The organism is Micromonospora yangpuensis, from assembly GCF_900091615.1.
GTDB lineage: Bacteria > Actinomycetota > Actinomycetes > Mycobacteriales > Micromonosporaceae > Micromonospora > Micromonospora yangpuensis.
This window is the reverse complement of sequence record NZ_FMIA01000002.1, coordinates 4163120-4178436: the sequence shown is the minus strand read 5'-3', so window position 1 is coordinate 4178436 and position 15317 is coordinate 4163120. Positions and strand designations below refer to the sequence as shown.

Genomic DNA, 15317 nt, shown 5'->3' with positions numbered 1-15317 from the left:
AGCCGACTCGGGAGGGCGTCGCTCTGCATAGGTCGGCAGGGCGGCGCTTCCGGTTCCTCGTCTGTTCCTCGAGATCCGACGTTCAGGGGCGGGTCGACATCTGTTACTACCAGAAGTAGTAGGTGGCGGTGGTGCCGGAACCTCACAGGTTCCGTGCCCGACTACTCCTGACGTGAGATGTGAGGGGTGGCGCGAAGTACTGTCCGCTCAGATGGATGGCGAGGCGACACCGGTCGAGCGCACGTCGGCCACAGCTCACCTAGCGCTGTGTCCCGACTGTCAGCGGTGGCTGGATCAGGCCACCGAGATCACCCGCAGGGCTCGCGTGCACGCCGCGCTCGCCCGGGCCGACATCATGCGTAGACGTCGCCAGGGGGTCAGACGACCCCGGGGGTGTCGACCCCGCAGAGGCCCTGGCTCTGACCCGAATCTGGGCGAGCTCGGGTGGATCACGACGGGGTCTACCCGGCTCGGACCCGTGCCGTGCGACGGTGGTGCCCCGCAGGCCGGCGTCAGTTGTTCCCACGACCGCCGGAGGTGACGTCGCGATCGAAGCGCCCGACCTCATCGTCGTCCGGGGCGCCGCTGGTGACCGACTTTTCTTCCCCGGCTGGCATGATCGACCGGTGCACCAGGGCCACCGTGGCGGGCGATTGCATCGTGCCTGCCGCGGCTGGATGGGCGAGGTCGTGGGGGTTGCCTCCCGTCAATCCCCACCTGAGCAGCAACAAGGCCAGCAGTACCAGCATGCAGGCCTCGCCGATCGCCAGGGCCAGGCAACCGCCGAGGCGTTGGTCGGCACCGAAGTCGGTTGCCCAGGTCAGATCGAGCGCGGTGCCGTCTGGGCGCTGAACGAGGGTGCCCACGCAGACGGTGGCGCCGGCGTTTGCCACCAGCCGGACGATGGGAATCGCGGACCGCACCACTGCGCCCGCTGCCGACCCGGAGGACCGCGTACGGCTGACCGTTCAGGGCGAGCTGGATCCCGAGCCCGATCGCCGCCACGATGAGTCCCGCCCCGGTCAGCAGCAGCCAGGACCGGCGGGGTATCCGGGCGAGACGGGCGGAAGGTCCGCGCTGTCCAAGAGGAGCGTTCCTACGGTTGTTCATCGCCATGTCGGGCGCGACCACCCGTCAGGTGTTCGGTCTAGCCGGTGCGTCCGGATGCCATCTTCTGATGTTGATCGGTATGGTCAGCAGCACCGCCGCCCTCCTCTGGCCGTGGCCGACTGCCTGAACCGCGTCGCCGACCGGCTCGGGCGGGTTCTCCCTGCCCAGTCCCATTCGTAGCTGACCCAGCACCACACATTCTTGATCTTGGGCGGCCGGATGAGATGGAGCGGTGGTGCCGGATGGACGCGACGGGCGGTCGTTCTGGGGGCGCGGTCGGTCAGTTGTTGCCGATCCCGCAATTTTTCTCGCCTGCGGGGTGGATCGAGGGGCACTGTGCCCGTGGAGCCCGATCGATCGCGAGGACGTGAGCGTATGACATACATGGAACCACCGGACGCGGCCACACCGGCCGAGTTCTGGGAGAGCCTGCACCAACAGATCGCCGCTTCCCCCTGGGAGTTGAGCGTCAACGCGGTCCTGGCCGCTGCGGTCGGCGACCTACCGCCGGGTGCCGCCCTCGACCTGGGATGTGGTCAGGGTGCGGACAGCTTGTGGCTCGCACAACGCGGCTGGCAGGTCACCGCGGTCGACATCGCCGAGGCCGCTTTGCAGCGGCTGCGCGAGCGCGCCGCCGACGAGCGGTTGAGCGACAGGATCCGCACCGAACGGCATGACCTGGCGGATTCCCTGCCCTCGGGAAGTTGGGACCTGGTCAGCGCTCATTACCTGCAGAGCCTCTTCGAGTTTCCCAGGGCCCGAATCTTGCGTGATCTCGGCGGGCAGGTGAACCCCGGTGGCATGCTGCTGATCGTCGACCATGGTTCGGTAGCCCCGTGGTCGTGGAACAAGGGGGCCACGATTCCCACCCCGGACGAGACCCTGGCCGGGCTGGATCTCGATCTCGCGTCCTGGCAGGTGCTCTACTGCGAAGCCCGCGATCGGACGGCCACCGGCCCAGGTGGCCAGACGGCCGAGGTGACCGACAATGTGATTGCCTTGCGCCGGACCGCCTGATGGGATCCTGGCCGGCTTTTCTCCGGGCCTGTCGTTTCCCGCCAGCCTGAAGGAGTGAAGTGACCAACATATGGCGAAGGCGTCAGCTTCTGGTGAGTCGGCGGGGGTACGTCCACCTCGGATGCTGCCGACCAGATGGACACCTTAGGTGGCAGGCGCGAGTCCAATCGCTTTACCGGTCGGTGAGAGTCGCGCCACCGGTCTCGACGTGACACCTGACGCCCCGGGCCGCTGCTTCGATGACTCTTCGGGCCGTTGGTATGGTCAGGGGCGGAATCGGTACCCCATTCCTGGTTCGGTAATCAGGTGTCGGGGGCGGGCCGGGTCGTCTTCGAGCTTGCGCCGTAGCTGGGCCATGTACTGCCGCAGGTAGTTCGTCTCGTGCTGGTACTCCGGGCCCCACACCTCCCGCAGTAGTTGACGCTGGCTGATGAATTTGCCCGGATGGCGCAGCAGTTGCTCGAGCATGGCCCACTGGGTGGGGGTGAGCCGTACCTCGGCACCGTCGTCGCGGGTGACGGTGCGGTCGGCGAGGTTGACGACGTGCCGTCCCACCCGGGCAGCGGCCGTCACGGGCAGCGCGGCGGAGTCCGTCGGCGTCGCGGCGAGGCGACGGGTGACCGCTCGGATGCGGGCCAGGAGTTCGTCCACGCCGAAGGGTTTGGTGACGTAGTCGTCGGCACCCGCGTCGAGGGCGATCACCTTGTCCTCGCTGCCGGTGCGACCGGAGAGGACGATGATCGGTACGGCGGTCCACCCCCGAAGCCCCCGGATGACGTCGACTCCGTCGATGTCGGGCAGGCCGAGGTCGAGAACCACGAGGTCGGGTGGGTGGGTGGCCGCAGCCTTGAGGGCCGTCGTGCCGTTCTCGGCCACCACGACATCGTAGCCCCGTGCGCGCAGGTTGATCCGTAGGGCCCGCAGGATCTGCGGTTCGTCGTCCACGACGAGGATCCGGGTCATCGGTTTGACTCCTGCGTGACGGTCTGGGCGGCCGCGGGAAGTCGTAGCGCCATGGTCAACCCGCCGCCGGGAGTGGTCTCGGGGGTGATGCTGCCACCCATCGCCTCCACGAGGCCCCGGGACAGGGCGAGACCCAGGCCGACGCCGGTGGTGTTGTCCCGGTCGCCGAGGCGCTGGAACGGCAGGAAGACGTGTTCCCACTGGTCCTCCGGGATGCCGGGGCCGGTGTCGATGACGCGTAGCTCCACATGACCGGCGTGGGCGCTCGCGGTGATGGTGGGTGGCTGTCCGGTTGGGCTGTACCGGAGGGCGTTGGCGATGATGTTGACCAGGACCCGTTCCAGGAGTCCCGGGTCGGCGACGGCCGCCGGCAGGTCGGCGGGGATGTCCGTCGTGACGTCGGCCGCTGCCGGCCCCAGCTCGTCCAGAGCCCTCGGTACCGCGTCCTCCAACCCGATGGCGGTGGCGGTGACGCCCAGCACCCCGGCTTGGAGCCGGCTCATGTCGAGGAGGTTCTCCACCAGCCGGCCGAGCCAGTCGAGGGATTCGTCGGCGGTGGCCAGCAGCTCGTCGCGGTCGTCGGCGTCGAACTCGACGTCGAGGCTGCGCAGGCTGCTCACCGCCGCCTTCGCCGAGGCCAACGGGGTACGCAGGTCGTGGCTGACGGCGGCGAGCAGGGCGGTGCGCATCCGGTCGGCTGCGGCGAGCGGCTTGGCCGCGGCCGCCTCCTCGGCGAGCCGTTCCTGACGGAGCGCGACGGCGGCCTGCGCGGCGAACGCCTCGACGACCCGCCGGTCGGCCGCGTCCAGTCGGCGGCCGCAGAGCACGACGGTGAGCCGGTCGTCGACGGGTACCGTTGTCTCGCCCTCCTCGGGGCTGCCCGCCGGTGCCTCCCCGACGCTTGCCACGACCCGCCAGGCGTTCACCTCGCGGGCCCGACCGGGGCGTCCTTCGGCCTCGGCGGTCAACTCCAGGACGCTGACCGCGCGCAGCCCGAAGGTCTCCCGGAGCCGGTCCAGCAGCGCCGGCAGGGGACGCTGCCCACGCAGTACGCTGCCGGCCACGGTGGCCAGGGTCTGTGCGTCGGCGGACGCGCGCGCCGCCTCCCGGGTACGGCGGGCAGCCACGTCGACCACCCAGCTCACCGCGAGGGCGACGCCGACGAACACCCCGAGGGCGAGGAGATTGTCCGCCTCGGCGATGGTCAGCGTGCGGTACGGCGGGGTGAAGAACCAGTTCAGCAGCAGCGACCCGGCGAGGGCGGCCACCAGAGCCGGCCAGAGGCCGCCGACCAGCGCGACGCCGACGACGCCGGCGAGGAAGAGCAGGATGTCGTTGCTGAGGTTGAGGTCCGGCAGGGCCCGCAGCAGCAGAGTCAGCAACGGCATGCCCACCCCGGCCAGTGCGTACCCCAGCAGCCGGCGTCGCCGTGACAGCGCCGCCGGGACCCCGCTGCCCGGACGACCTCGCCCGGCTTCGGGATGGGTGACCAGATGGACGTCGATGGCGCCGGAGAGGGCTGTCGTCGTGACCCCGACCCCCCGGGAGAACACCTGGGCGAGGCGGCCCCGGCGGCTGGCGCCGAGGACGAGCTGGGTGGCGTTGACCCCTCGGGCGAAGTCGAGTAACGACGTCGGGATGTCGGTGCCGAGCACGTGGTGGTAGGTGCCACCGAGGCTCTCCACCAGCACCCGTTGCCGGGCGAGCTGGGCGGGGTCGAACCCGGCGAGGCCGTCGCTGCGAGCCACGTGCACGGCGAGCAGGTCGGCGCCTTTGCTCCGGGCCGCGATCCGGGCGGCCCGTCGGATCAACGTCTCACCCTCCGGGCCGCCGGTGAGGGCGACGACGACCCGCTCACGGGCCTCCCACGTGTCGGAGATGCCCTGCTGGTTCCGGTAACGGTCGAGTTGGTCGTCGACCTTGTCGGCCAGCCAGAGCAGGGCGAGTTCACGAAGCGCCGTGAGGTTGCCGACCCGGAAGTAGTTGCCGAGCGCCGCGTCGATCTTGTCTGGTCGGTAGATGTTGCCGTGTGCCATCCGTCGGCGGAGCGCCTCCGGCGTCATGTCGACCAACTCGACCTGTCCTGCGGCCCGCACGATCTCGTCGGGCACGGTCTCACGCTGGTTGGTCCCGGTGATTTGGGTGACCACGTCGTTGACCGATTCGAGGTGTTGGACGTTGACCGTGGTCAGTACCGAGATGCCGGCGTCGAGGAGTTCCTGGACGTCCTGCCACCGTTTCTCGTTGCGGGAGCCGGGCACGTTGGTGTGAGCCAGTTCGTCGACCACCACCACCTCGGGCCGACGGGCGAGGACACCGTCGAGGTCCATCTCGGTGAACCCGGTCCCCCGGTAGGTGATCGTGCGGCGGTCGACCTGTTCCAGGTCGCCGACCATGGCGGCGGTGTGCCGCCGACCGTGGGTCTCGACGAAGCCGATCACCACGTCCGTGCCGCGTTCGGCACGTCGTCGTGCCTCTTCCAACATCGCGTAGGTCTTGCCGACCCCAGGGGCCGCACCCAGGTAGATTCGGAGTTCTCCTCGTGACACCTGGAAGGTCCTCTCTGGATGTGGATCTGCTCGTGGCTCGTCGGGTGGGCCTCGGGCCCGCTGGGGCCGTCGATGGGTGAACGATCCCGGGCAGGGATGGACCCTGCCCGGGATCGTGCCTCAGCGGGTCGGGAGCTCCCTGTCCAGGGCGAGGTTGAGGGCCAGGACGTTGACGCCGGGTGCGCCCATGAAGCCGAGCGCCCGGCCCGTGGTGTGCGTCGCGACCAGTCGTCGGACGGCCGCCGGGTCCGCGCCGCGTTCACGTGCCACGCGGGTGACCTGGATGCGGGCGTACTCGGGGGAGATGTGCGGGTCGAGGCCGCTGCCGCTGGCGGTGACCGCGTCGGCGGGCACGACCGGGTCGGCGGGGGCGTCTCCTCGGACCGGGATGATCAGTCCGCCCTGGGCGAGGTAGTCCTCCCCCGGCTGGGCGAGCTCCACCGGTACGCCCTCGTAGGTGCCGACGAACGGCGTTGCCGGGGCGGTCTGGTTCACGCTCACGACGCGGATGATCGGGCCGGTGAGCCCGTCGGAGCGGAACACGGCGAGGACCGCGCCGACCCCGTCCAGGGTGCAGTACGGTCGGCGCCCGTCGACGTCCTCCAGGTCACCCACCGCCTTGCTGCGTGAGCAGACCTGGGTGAGCAGGCTCTCGGCGGCTCCGTCCGGTTCGGCGGAGAGGGTGTCGACGACACTCTCCGGGCCCAGGTTGCTGGCGGCCGTGGCGGTGGGCTCGTACCCGTTACCGGCGGCCGACGGACGAGGCTGGAAGTAGCGCGGAACGGGGTTGCCGTCCATGTCGGTGAAGGACTGGCCGATCAGCGCGCTGCCGACGACCCTGCCGTCTGCGGTGAGCAGGGAACCGTCTGCCCTGCCGGACAGACCGGGCAGTTGCCCGACGGCGACCAGGGTGAGCGGGTAGGCCAACCCGAGCAGCGCGGTGAGGACGAGCAGTGCGCGCAGCGCGGCGACGTGTTGGTTGAGCCAGGTGGGAAGTCGCATGTCAGATCCCCGGTACGAACTGGATGAGCAGGTCGATGAGCTTGATGCCGACGAACGGGACGACGATCCCGCCGAGACCGTAGATCCACAGGTTGCGGGTGAGCAGCTTCGAGGCCGCGGCTGGTCGGTACCGGACACCCCGCAGGGCGAGCGGGATGAGCGCCACGATGACCAGTGCGTTGAAGACGACCGCGGCGAGGATGGCCGACTCGGGGCTGGACAGACGCATGACGTTCAGCGTGTCCAGGCTCGGATAGATGCCGACGAACATGGCCGGGATGATCGCGAAGTACTTGGCGATGTCGTTGGCGATACTGAAGGTGGTCAGCGCACCCCGGGTGATCAGCAGTTGCTTTCCGATCTCCACGATCTCGATCAGCTTGGTCGGATCGGAGTCGAGGTCGACCATGTTGCCGGCCTCCTTGGCGGCCGAGGTCCCGGTGTTCATCGCCACGCCCACGTCGGCCTGGGCCAGGGCGGGCGCGTCGTTGGTGCCGTCGCCGGTCATCGCGACCAGTCGACCACCTTCCTGCTCCTTGCGGATCAGGGCGAGCTTGTCCTCCGGGGTGGCTTCGGCGAGGAAGTCGTCCACCCCCGCCTCGTCGGCGATCGCCTTCGCGGTACGGGGATTGTCCCCAGTGATCATCACAGTCCGGATGCCCATCCGACGCATCTCGTCGAACCGCTCCCGCATCCCGGGCTTGACCACGTCCTTGAGATGGACCACCCCGAGGACGCGGGCCGGCTCGCCGTCGACGTGCTCGGCGACCACCAGCGGAGTACCACCGCTGCCGCTGATGGCGTCGACGATCCCGGCGACGTCAGCGGTGGGGTCTCCGCCGTTGTCGCGGACCCATCTGAGCACCGCCGTCGAGGCTCCCTTGCGCACCCGCCGGTCCGATCCCTCACCGGCGGCGGCCAGATCGACGCCGCTCATTCGGGTCTGGGCGGTGAACGGCACGAACGTGGCGTGCGGCATCAGTCCGGGCTCCCGCTCGCGCAGGCCGTACTCGTTCTTCGCCAGCACGACCACCGACCGACCCTCGGGCGTCTCGTCGGCGAGGCTGGACAACTGGGCGGCGTCTGCCACCTCGGCAGCGGTGACGCCCCCGACGGGGAGGAAGTCCGCCGCCTGCCGATTACCGAGGGTGATGGTGCCGGTCTTGTCGAGCAGCAGGGTGTTGACGTCACCCGCGGCCTCCACGGCCCGACCGCTCATCGCCAGGACGTTGCGTTGGACGAGGCGGTCCATGCCGGCGATACCGATGGCGGACAGCAGCGCCCCGATGGTGGTCGGAATCAGGCAGACCAGCAGGGAGACCAGGACCACGCCGGTGACGCCGGTGTCGGTGATCGCCTGGGTGTCCGGGGCCGCGGCCTGGTAGCCCTTGGAGAAGATCGCCAGTGGCTGCAGGGTCACCACGGCCAGCAGAAAGACGACGGAGAGCGCCGCGAGCAGGATGTTCAGCGCGATCTCGTTCGGGGTCTTCTGTCGGTTGGCACCCTCGACCAGGGCGATCATCCGATCGATGAAGCTCTCGCCAGGGCGCTGCGTGATCCGCACGACGATCTGGTCGGAGAGTACCTTCGTGCCGCCGGTGACGGCGCTGCGGTCACCGCCGGACTCCCGGATCACCGGAGCCGACTCGCCGGTGATGGCCGACTCGTCCACGCTGGCGATGCCCTCGACCACGTCACCGTCACCCGGGATGATCTCACCGGCCACGACCAGGACGACATCGCCCTGTCGCAGGTCGGTGGCGGGTACCGCCTCGTCCCGCAGGGCGTCGGCGCGGGTGCCGGGGGTCCAGTCGATCAGCCGGGTGGCGATCGTGTTCGTCTTGGCCTGGCGCAGGGTGGCCGCCTGGGCCTTGCCCCGGCCCTCGGCGACCGCTTCGGCGACGTTGGCGAAGATCACGGTGAGCCACAGCCAGACCGTGATCGCGATCGCGAACATCGAGGGGGCGGCGACGGCGAGCACGGTGGTGAAGGCCGCGCCGATCTCGACGATCAGCATCACCGGGTTGCGCCAGAGCGTCCGTGGGTCGAGCTTGCGCACGGCCTCCGGTAGCGAGCGGAGCAGTTGCCTCGGGTCAAGCAGGCCACCACCGGTCCGGCTGCCGTGGGCGCCCGGGGTACCGGCGGTTCCCGTGTCGGCGGTGCCGTGCGGCGCCGGCGTGGAGGTGGTCATGTCCATCTCTCTCATGCTGTTCACAGCCCTTCTGCCAGAGGGCCGAGGGCGAGCGCGGGCAGGAAGGTGAGCGCGCTGAGGATCACCGTGACCCCGACGACCATGCCGACGAACAGTGGCCGGTGCGTGGGCAGGGTCCCGTCGGAGGCGGGAGTGGGGGGCTGTCGGGCCAGCGAGCCGGCGAGGGCGAGCACGAGGATGATCGGCAGGAAACGACCGAGCAGCATGCACAGCCCCAGGGCCGTGTTCCACCACGGGGTGTTCACGGTGATGCCCGCGAACGCGGAACCGTTGTTGTTGCTCGCCGAGGTGAACGCGTACAGCACCTCGGACAGCCCGTGTGGGCCGACGTTCAACGCGGTCGAGTTGTTCCCGGTGGCGAACGCCGCAGCCGTGCCGACCAGGACCAGCGTCGGCGTGACCAGGAAGTACACCGAGGCGAACTTGATCTCCCTGGAGCCGATCTTCTTACCCACGTACTCCGGGGTCCGGCCGACCATCAGGCCCGCCACGAAGACGGTGATCACCGCCAGGATCAGGATCCCGTACAGGCCGGCACCGACCCCGCCGGGCGCGACCTCACCGAGCATCATGTTGCCCAGCAGCATGCCTCCACCCAGCGCGGTGAAGGAGTCGTGGAACGAGTTCACCGCGCCGGTCGAGGTCAGCGTGGTGGCAGCGGCGAAGGTGGCCGAGTTCGACACGTCGAACCGGACCTCCTTACCCTCCAGCGCCGCGCCGACCGCCTCCGGGACGGTGCCGTGCCCGGTCAGCTCGAAGACGTTGGTCAGGGTGACGCTGGCGAGTGCCAGGACTCCCATGACGGCGGCAATCGCGTAGCCCTGCCGGTGCTGCCCGACGATGCGGCCGAAGACCCTCGGCAGGCTGAACGGGATCAGCAGGAGCAGGAATATCTCCAGCCAGTTCGTCCACGCCGACGGGTTCTCGAAGGGATGGGCGCTGTTGACGTTGTAGAAGCCACCGCCGTTGGTGCCCAGTTCCTTGATCACCTCCTGGCTGGCGACGGGCCCGCCGGTGATCGTCTGGGTGCCGCCGGTGAGGGTGGTCACCTCGGTGCCGCCGGATAGGTTCTGCACCGTCCCGCCGATCATCAGCGCCAGTGCGCCGAGCAGCGCGATCGGTAGCAGAATTCGCAGGACGATACGGGTCATGTCCACCCAGAAGTTGCCCAACTCCCCGGTGTGACGACGGGCGAACCCCCGTACCAGGGCCACTGCCACCGCGATGCCCACCGCCGCCGAGGCGAAGTTCTGCACCGCCAGTCCGGCCATCTGCACCAGGTGCCCCATCGTCGACTCACCCGAGTACCACTGCCAGTTCGTGTTGGTCACGAACGACACCGCGGTGTTCCAGGCGCCGTGCGGCACCACCGGGTCGAGCCCCAGCGACAGCCAGAGGTGGTGCTGGAGGCGCTGGAACGCGTACAGGAACAGGATCGAGATCGCGGAGAAGGCGAGCACACTACGGGCGTACACCCCCCAGGTCTGCTCGGCGGCCGGGTCGACACCGACGAGGCGGTAGACCCCCCGCTCGACGCGGGACTGCCGGGTGCCGGACACCACCCGGTACATGTAGTCACCGAAGGGCCGGTAGACCGCGACCAAAGCGGCGAGAAGGGACAGGATGAAGAGCACACCAGCTGTCGTCGTGGTCATCAGAAGCGCTCCGGAAAGAGCAGGGCGATCACCAGGAACACGGCCAAGCCCATCGCCAGCACCAAGCCGACGGCGTTGACAGCACTCACAGCTTCTCCACCCCCCTCACCACGAGAGCGAGCGCTGCGAACAGCACCACCGTCAACACCACGAACGGCACGTCGGACACGACTGATCTCCCACCGGGACGACTTCGGCACGACCGGGCCGGTCGTGCCGGGCAAGCAAACGCCTCGGGCCGCCGGCCGAACAGGGGTGTTAACGCAACTATCACGGCGGTGAGCTGCTTTTTGACGCCCTTTTCACGCCACCTCCGCAGCGGGTGGTACGGGTCACCAGTCGGGCAGGATCACACGGCGGGGTCGGGGGTCGGGCACCGCAGGAGGGAGTGGCGGCGCCGCGGAACCCGTACTGGTCGGATCGTCTGCGTGGCTGCGCCTCGTACCCCGGACGTTTTCCACCGTGCCAGCGGCGGAGCAGTCGACTGTGGCTCCCGCGGAGGCGATCGCCGTGGGCTTCGACACGGCGGTGGCGGGCGGGGCCGGCGCACGAGCAGCGGCCGCGACCGCGAACAAGGCGCATCGGGCCAACCAGGCTGGCGTGTGCTACCGGCTCCACCCGCTCCGGCCGTGGGCGGCGACCGGCAGACAGCCGTTGGCGAGCAGGCCACCGGCAGCGGTACGAGGGAAGGCCCCGCACCGGCGTCGGCGGCGGTCGGTTCGCGCGAGCGCACACGGTGGACATCTCGGTGGCGGCGAGGTGGACCGAGAGGGCGTGTTCGAACACCTCCGTGGCGTCCCGGTACAGCTCGTCGCAGCGGGCGGCGTCGAACAGCGGGCTGCCGTCGAGGGCGCGGGTGCCGGCGAGGGGCTGCGTCACGACCGTGCCGTCGGGGGTGACCCGGGCGATCTCCGGGCTGAAACCCGCCACCTCCCAGTCCCCGAGCCGCAGCAGCAAGGAAACGGCGGCGGGTCGGGGTGGACGGGGGCGGGTGCCAGGCGTCCGGAGTCGAGGTGGAGGATCCGGTAGGCCATGGTCGAGGCCAGGGCGGGGTGTGGGTGATGACCAGGGCGGCGCAGTCCCGGTCCCGCAGGTAGGTGGTGAGCCGTTCGCGCAGGTCCCGGGCGAGGGGTTCGTCGAGGCCGCTGGTGGGTTCGTCGAGGATCAGCAGGCGGGGGTTGCCGGCGATGGCGATGGCCAGGGCGACGCGCTGGGCCTGCCCGCCGGAGATCTGGTGGGGCCGTCGTCGGGTGAAGGCGTGGTCGGTGGGCAGGTCCATCGTCGCCAGTAGTTCCGTGACCCGGCCCGGCCCGGCGGCCTCCGCGAGTTGGGCACCGAGGCGGCGGGCGGGGTTCAGGGCGGCGGCCGGGTCCTGGCCGAGGAAGGAGACGACCTGGCCGCGCAGGGCCCGGCCCTCGGGACGGAAGGGGTCGGTGCCGAAGACCCGTAGCCGCCCCGACCGTAGGTGCAGTCCGGGGCGCTGGTGACCGAGCAGGGCGAGCGCCAGGGTGTCTTGCCCGAGCCGGAGACGCCCAGGAGGCCGACGACCTCCCCGGGGGAGGGGCATCCTCGTCCTACACCACGTCGAAGACAACCACTACGCAGGATGAAAATGGCTGTGAAGGTTGTAGGAGTGCCGGCCTCGGAAGCGACCTTTCCGGGACCGGAGGTTGCTCCGGCCGGAATCGGGCGTACCCGATCAGCTCTCGCGCCCGCGTCAGCGCGCCCGTGATGCCGATAGAAACGGGTCACTCATGTCGAAGCTGCAATCCGCGGAAGCGATACACTAGGCCCATGAACACTCATGTAAGCATGAGTGCTTCAGATCGGTGTCCAAGTCCCTCATCTGTTCGAGCCTGGTGCTGTCGTCGACGTGGAAAGCCGTCGAGAGCCTGCGGGCCTGGCCCCGCCGCAGCGGGGCGTACCGGGATCTGCATCCCCTGTGGTACGCCATCTACCAGGTCGTACCCTCGATTGCTCTGGCTCCGCCGCGGCGTCCGGAACGGCCGAGGCGCGCGTGGTTCGGCGCGGATTCCCGGCTGTACCGGCGGTTCGTGGAGATCGGCGACGGACTGCTGATGCTGGGCGACCTGGACGAGCAGCTGATCGACCAGGTGCGACGTCGTGCGGAGGCGGAGGGGTGGGAGCCCGAACGGGCCCGGGCGGCGGGGGAGGCCGCTGCTGTGCTCGGTGCCATCGAACGCCGCCGACAGGGTGGCAGCGCCGAGTCCGGTCGTTCTCCGCAGCTGGAGAAGCCCACGGATCTCGGCACGCACGCCGACCTCGACGCGGACGCCCGACGACTCGGCATGATCTCTGCGGCACTCGACACGGACGTCGTGCGACAGGGGGCGGCGCTCCGTAGTGCGTAGCACCGTTGACGTCAACGGCTCGGCTGGACAGGGCATGGCCGGCCGCGCCACTGGCCAGGCGGATCGGGTGTCGGCCGGAGGAGAGTCGCCTTCGGTAGTGGCGCTATGGCATGGTGTCACCGTGGATCAGGCAGAGCGGGTCGATCCGATCGCGACGGGGCCGGCAGAGCGCGATCAGTGGCGTGACTTCCGGCGTGGGATGGCCCTGTTGTCGCTGGTGCTCTTCTTCTTTTGCCTGGTTGGCCTGGGCTTCCTGGTCTACATGCTGGCCTCGGCGGGTGACGACGGCACGTTCGGCACTTGGTCGCTTCTGCGCTTTCTCTCGGTGTCGGTACCCCTGGGGGTAGCGGCGGTGGCCGGCCTTGGCGTGTACCGGGCGGTCAGCGTCGGTGAGGCGCGGCGGCGTGGCCGGGTTATGGGTCTGGCGTTGTTGGTCGCCGTGGTCCTGCTCGTCGTGACCGGCGTGGTCGGGGACCGTCTGTCGTGAGTTCCGCTGTCGACCTGGTGTTACTGGGCGGGTTGCCAGAGCAAGTGGGTGGGGCGTTGGCCGGTGGTGATGAACTCTTCCACGGCGTGTCGGGCGGCTGGGGGGCTGACGCGTAGTTCGTGGGGTTCGGGGTGGATGGGTTGTCCGCCGTAGTCGAAGCGGAGTCCGGCTGGCCCGGGTGGGAGATCGGGTTGGTAGCCGTATCCGCCGTCGTGGCCCATCCAGCGGACGAACGCCCGTTCCGGGTGGCCGAGCCCTACTTCTAGGCAGTCGGGGAAGTCGTCGTCGTACGGGGTCAGGTGTTCGTGGCCGGCGGGCAGAACGGTGACTGCCATCGGCAGGCCGGTCGAGGTCTGTATGGTGATCTCTTCGAGTGTGGCAGCCAGGTCGGCGGTGGTGGCCACGGTGCGGGTGTGGCCGGTCCAGATCATCTGGTAGTTCACGTGGTGATCGCCTTTCCGGTGCCCTGGTAGGTGCGGTGGAATCGGGGTCCGTCTGCTTCGACCACGTACACCGTAAGGCGTGATCCTGTGGGGATGAGGTGGGGCAGGAGTCGGTCGCAGCCGAAGGGCCGGTCGTCGCAGGGTGTCTTGTTGATCACGAGGGTGACCTCGCGTGGGCCGTTGGGCGTGCGCATCCGGGCAGCGACGTGTCCCTCGACGTGGTCGGTGACGGTGACGGGGTGGCCGCCGCCTCGTACCGGACGTAGGCCGTGGGCGGCGGAGGCGATTCGGCCGCTGGTGAAGGGTTCGTCGGTCAGGTGTTGGTGGTTGCTGTCGTAGGCGTACGCCTTGGCGTTCTCGCCGTCCTGCCATGGTCTGAGCCGTCGGGCCAGGCGGGTGACGGCTGCGGGGATGCCCGCCGGGTCGCCGACCGTGGTGGGGGTCGCCGGTTCGGTGGGCTGAGATCGGGGTTTAGTCGGTTGCTGCGGTTCTCCGGTGGTGGATGAGGGCTGGACGGTTGCGCCGATCGCCGCCGCGAACTCGGCCAGGGCCTGCGGTATAACGCTCAGCAGGTGGTCGGCGTGGCGTAACCGCTGGGTCGCCTCGGTCTGCTGGCGCAGCGTCTCACCGACGAGACGATGCCCGGAGGCGGCGGTGACGGCGTGGAACCGGTCGCGATCCCGCTGGAGGTCGTCGGTGACGGCGGCGAGCCGACGGCGTTGGTCTGCGACACCTTCGATCACCGCCTGCAGAACCGCGGCGATCTCCGAGACGCTCAATCCCTACCCCCGGTCGCACTGTAGGCCGTCGTCGCGGCGTTGCGCCTCACCAGGATCGGGCTTCTCGGATGCGGTGCAGTGTCGGCAGCGTCGTGGGCAGGGTGTGTGGGCGGGGGTGGTGGTGAGGCCGCTGGTGTGCAGGATCGTGGTGACGGTCTGGTCGAGGGTGTGGTGTTCGGGGATGGTGATCTCGTCGGGGGTGCCGAGGAGGTCGAGGTGGGTGTACCAGTGGCGCATCTGGTCGGGGGTGACGGGGATGGGTTCGGTGCGGGTGGCGTGTCGGCGGAGGGTTTCGTCGTACGGGACGTCGAGGTAGTAGACGGCGGTGGGGCCCGGGTGGTGGTCGATGAGGTGGTGGAGGGCTGGTGCGTAGCGTTCGGTGTGCAGGATGCCTTCGAGGATGACGTGGTAGCCGAGGTCGAGGGCGGTGCGGGCGGTCGTGGTGATGAAGGTGGGGGCGACCGGGTCGATGTGGGTGCTGTCGTGTTCCCGCAGGATGATCCGGCGGAGGTAGTCCTGTTCGAGGAGGGCGGCGCCCCGGCCGTAGCGGCGGCGTACCTCGCGTGCGGTGGTGGTCTTCCCGCTTCCTGAGTTACCCCGGATGATCACCAACGTCGGTGCGGTGGAGTCGGGTGGTTCCATGTCGATCCTTATGCGATATTGGCGCAGCTGAGCGCGACGGCTCGTCCGGAACGTGGCCGCGGGCTCGGGACTCTACAAATAGTGGC

The 15317-nt window shown here is 69.4% G+C and carries 15 protein-coding genes and 2 pseudogenes; 5 read left to right on the top strand and 12 right to left on the bottom strand.

Features of this window, described 5'->3' with window-relative positions:
• Nucleotides 1-172: 172 nt before the first annotated feature.
• A complete protein-coding gene (locus GA0070617_RS32430) occupies nucleotides 173-541 on the top strand; it encodes a zf-HC2 domain-containing protein (RefSeq protein ID WP_091440053.1) in 369 nt (122 codons plus the stop codon).
• On the opposite strand, the gene GA0070617_RS18850 is transcribed toward GA0070617_RS32430, so the two are convergent.
• Nucleotides 513-893 carry a hypothetical protein gene (locus GA0070617_RS18850; protein WP_139135712.1) on the bottom strand — a complete coding sequence of 127 codons (381 nt, stop codon included), beginning with the start codon at nucleotides 891-893 and terminating at the stop codon, nucleotides 513-515. The genes GA0070617_RS32430 and GA0070617_RS18850 overlap by 29 nt on opposite strands.
• Nucleotides 894-1494: 601 nt before the next feature.
• On the opposite strand from GA0070617_RS18850, the gene GA0070617_RS18845 reads away from it, so the two are divergent.
• Nucleotides 1495-2127 carry a class I SAM-dependent methyltransferase gene (locus tag GA0070617_RS18845; RefSeq protein ID WP_091446657.1) on the top strand — a complete coding sequence of 211 codons (633 nt, stop codon included), beginning with the start codon at nucleotides 1495-1497 and terminating at the stop codon, nucleotides 2125-2127.
• A gap of 264 nt (nucleotides 2128-2391) precedes the next feature.
• On the opposite strand, the gene GA0070617_RS18840 is transcribed toward GA0070617_RS18845, so the two are convergent.
• From GA0070617_RS18840 to GA0070617_RS31095, 7 genes and pseudogenes are all read right to left on the bottom strand, one after another.
• On the bottom strand, nucleotides 2392-3090 hold the full coding sequence (locus GA0070617_RS18840; protein ID WP_091440045.1) for a response regulator: 699 nt from the start codon (nucleotides 3088-3090) through the stop codon (nucleotides 2392-2394).
• Nucleotides 3087-5639: a sensor histidine kinase gene (locus GA0070617_RS18835; protein ID WP_091440040.1), complete on the bottom strand. Its 2553-nt coding sequence runs from the start codon at nucleotides 5637-5639 to the stop codon at nucleotides 3087-3089. Before GA0070617_RS18835 ends, GA0070617_RS18840 begins: the two co-directional genes overlap by 4 nt.
• Nucleotides 5640-5759: 120 nt before the next feature.
• A complete protein-coding gene (locus tag GA0070617_RS18830) occupies nucleotides 5760-6641 on the bottom strand; it encodes a potassium-transporting ATPase subunit C (protein ID WP_091440037.1) in 882 nt (293 codons plus the stop codon).
• Nucleotide 6642: 1 nt separating this feature from the next.
• Nucleotides 6643-8838 carry a potassium-transporting ATPase subunit KdpB gene (kdpB, locus tag GA0070617_RS18825; RefSeq protein ID WP_373868416.1) on the bottom strand — a complete coding sequence of 732 codons (2196 nt, stop codon included), beginning with the start codon at nucleotides 8836-8838 and terminating at the stop codon, nucleotides 6643-6645.
• Nucleotides 8839-8852: 14 nt separating this feature from the next.
• Nucleotides 8853-10508, bottom strand: a complete 1656-nt coding sequence (gene kdpA / locus GA0070617_RS18820; protein WP_091440034.1) for a potassium-transporting ATPase subunit KdpA — start codon at nucleotides 10506-10508, stop codon at nucleotides 8853-8855.
• Nucleotides 10508-10597 (bottom strand): K(+)-transporting ATPase subunit F, encoded by a 90-nt coding sequence (gene kdpF, locus GA0070617_RS29980; protein ID WP_139135711.1) that lies wholly within the window; start codon nucleotides 10595-10597, stop codon nucleotides 10508-10510. The genes kdpA and kdpF overlap by 1 nt, the downstream gene beginning before the upstream one ends.
• 181 nt (nucleotides 10598-10778) lie before the next feature.
• Nucleotides 10779-11471: pseudogene (locus GA0070617_RS31095) on the bottom strand (chorismate-binding protein); the annotation flags it as partial.
• Nucleotides 11472-11562: 91 nt separating this feature from the next.
• Between GA0070617_RS31095 and GA0070617_RS31605 the strand changes: the two are divergent.
• A complete protein-coding gene (locus GA0070617_RS31605) occupies nucleotides 11563-11799 on the top strand; it encodes a hypothetical protein (protein ID WP_139135710.1) in 237 nt (78 codons plus the stop codon).
• Here the strand turns inward: GA0070617_RS31605 and GA0070617_RS32425 are convergent.
• A pseudogene (locus GA0070617_RS32425) lies at nucleotides 11713-12075 on the bottom strand (P-loop NTPase family protein); the annotation flags it as partial. The gene GA0070617_RS31605 and the pseudogene GA0070617_RS32425 sit on opposite strands and share 87 nt — an antisense overlap.
• 262 nt (nucleotides 12076-12337) lie before the next feature.
• Here GA0070617_RS32425 and GA0070617_RS18800 point away from each other — a divergent pair.
• Nucleotides 12338-12880 carry a DUF6545 domain-containing protein gene (locus GA0070617_RS18800; RefSeq protein ID WP_091440022.1) on the top strand — a complete coding sequence of 181 codons (543 nt, stop codon included), beginning with the start codon at nucleotides 12338-12340 and terminating at the stop codon, nucleotides 12878-12880.
• A gap of 121 nt (nucleotides 12881-13001) precedes the next feature.
• Nucleotides 13002-13367 carry a hypothetical protein gene (locus GA0070617_RS18795; RefSeq protein WP_229688595.1) on the top strand — a complete coding sequence of 122 codons (366 nt, stop codon included), beginning with the start codon at nucleotides 13002-13004 and terminating at the stop codon, nucleotides 13365-13367.
• A 20-nt stretch (nucleotides 13368-13387) separates the two neighbouring features.
• On the opposite strand, the gene GA0070617_RS18790 is transcribed toward GA0070617_RS18795, so the two are convergent.
• From GA0070617_RS18790 to GA0070617_RS18780, 3 genes are read right to left on the bottom strand one after another with little or no spacing between them, the layout of a single operon-like run.
• Complete coding sequence (locus tag GA0070617_RS18790; RefSeq protein WP_091440019.1) at nucleotides 13388-13810, bottom strand: Imm1 family immunity protein; 423 nt, start codon at nucleotides 13808-13810, stop codon at nucleotides 13388-13390.
• Nucleotides 13807-14589, bottom strand: coding sequence for a DddA-like double-stranded DNA deaminase toxin (locus GA0070617_RS18785; RefSeq protein ID WP_091440017.1), 783 nt, complete (start codon nucleotides 14587-14589; stop codon nucleotides 13807-13809). Before GA0070617_RS18785 ends, GA0070617_RS18790 begins: the two co-directional genes overlap by 4 nt.
• Before the next feature lie 3 nt (nucleotides 14590-14592).
• Nucleotides 14593-15231, bottom strand: coding sequence for an AAA family ATPase (locus GA0070617_RS18780; protein ID WP_091440014.1), 639 nt, complete (start codon nucleotides 15229-15231; stop codon nucleotides 14593-14595).
• Nucleotides 15232-15317: the final 86 nt, after the last annotated feature.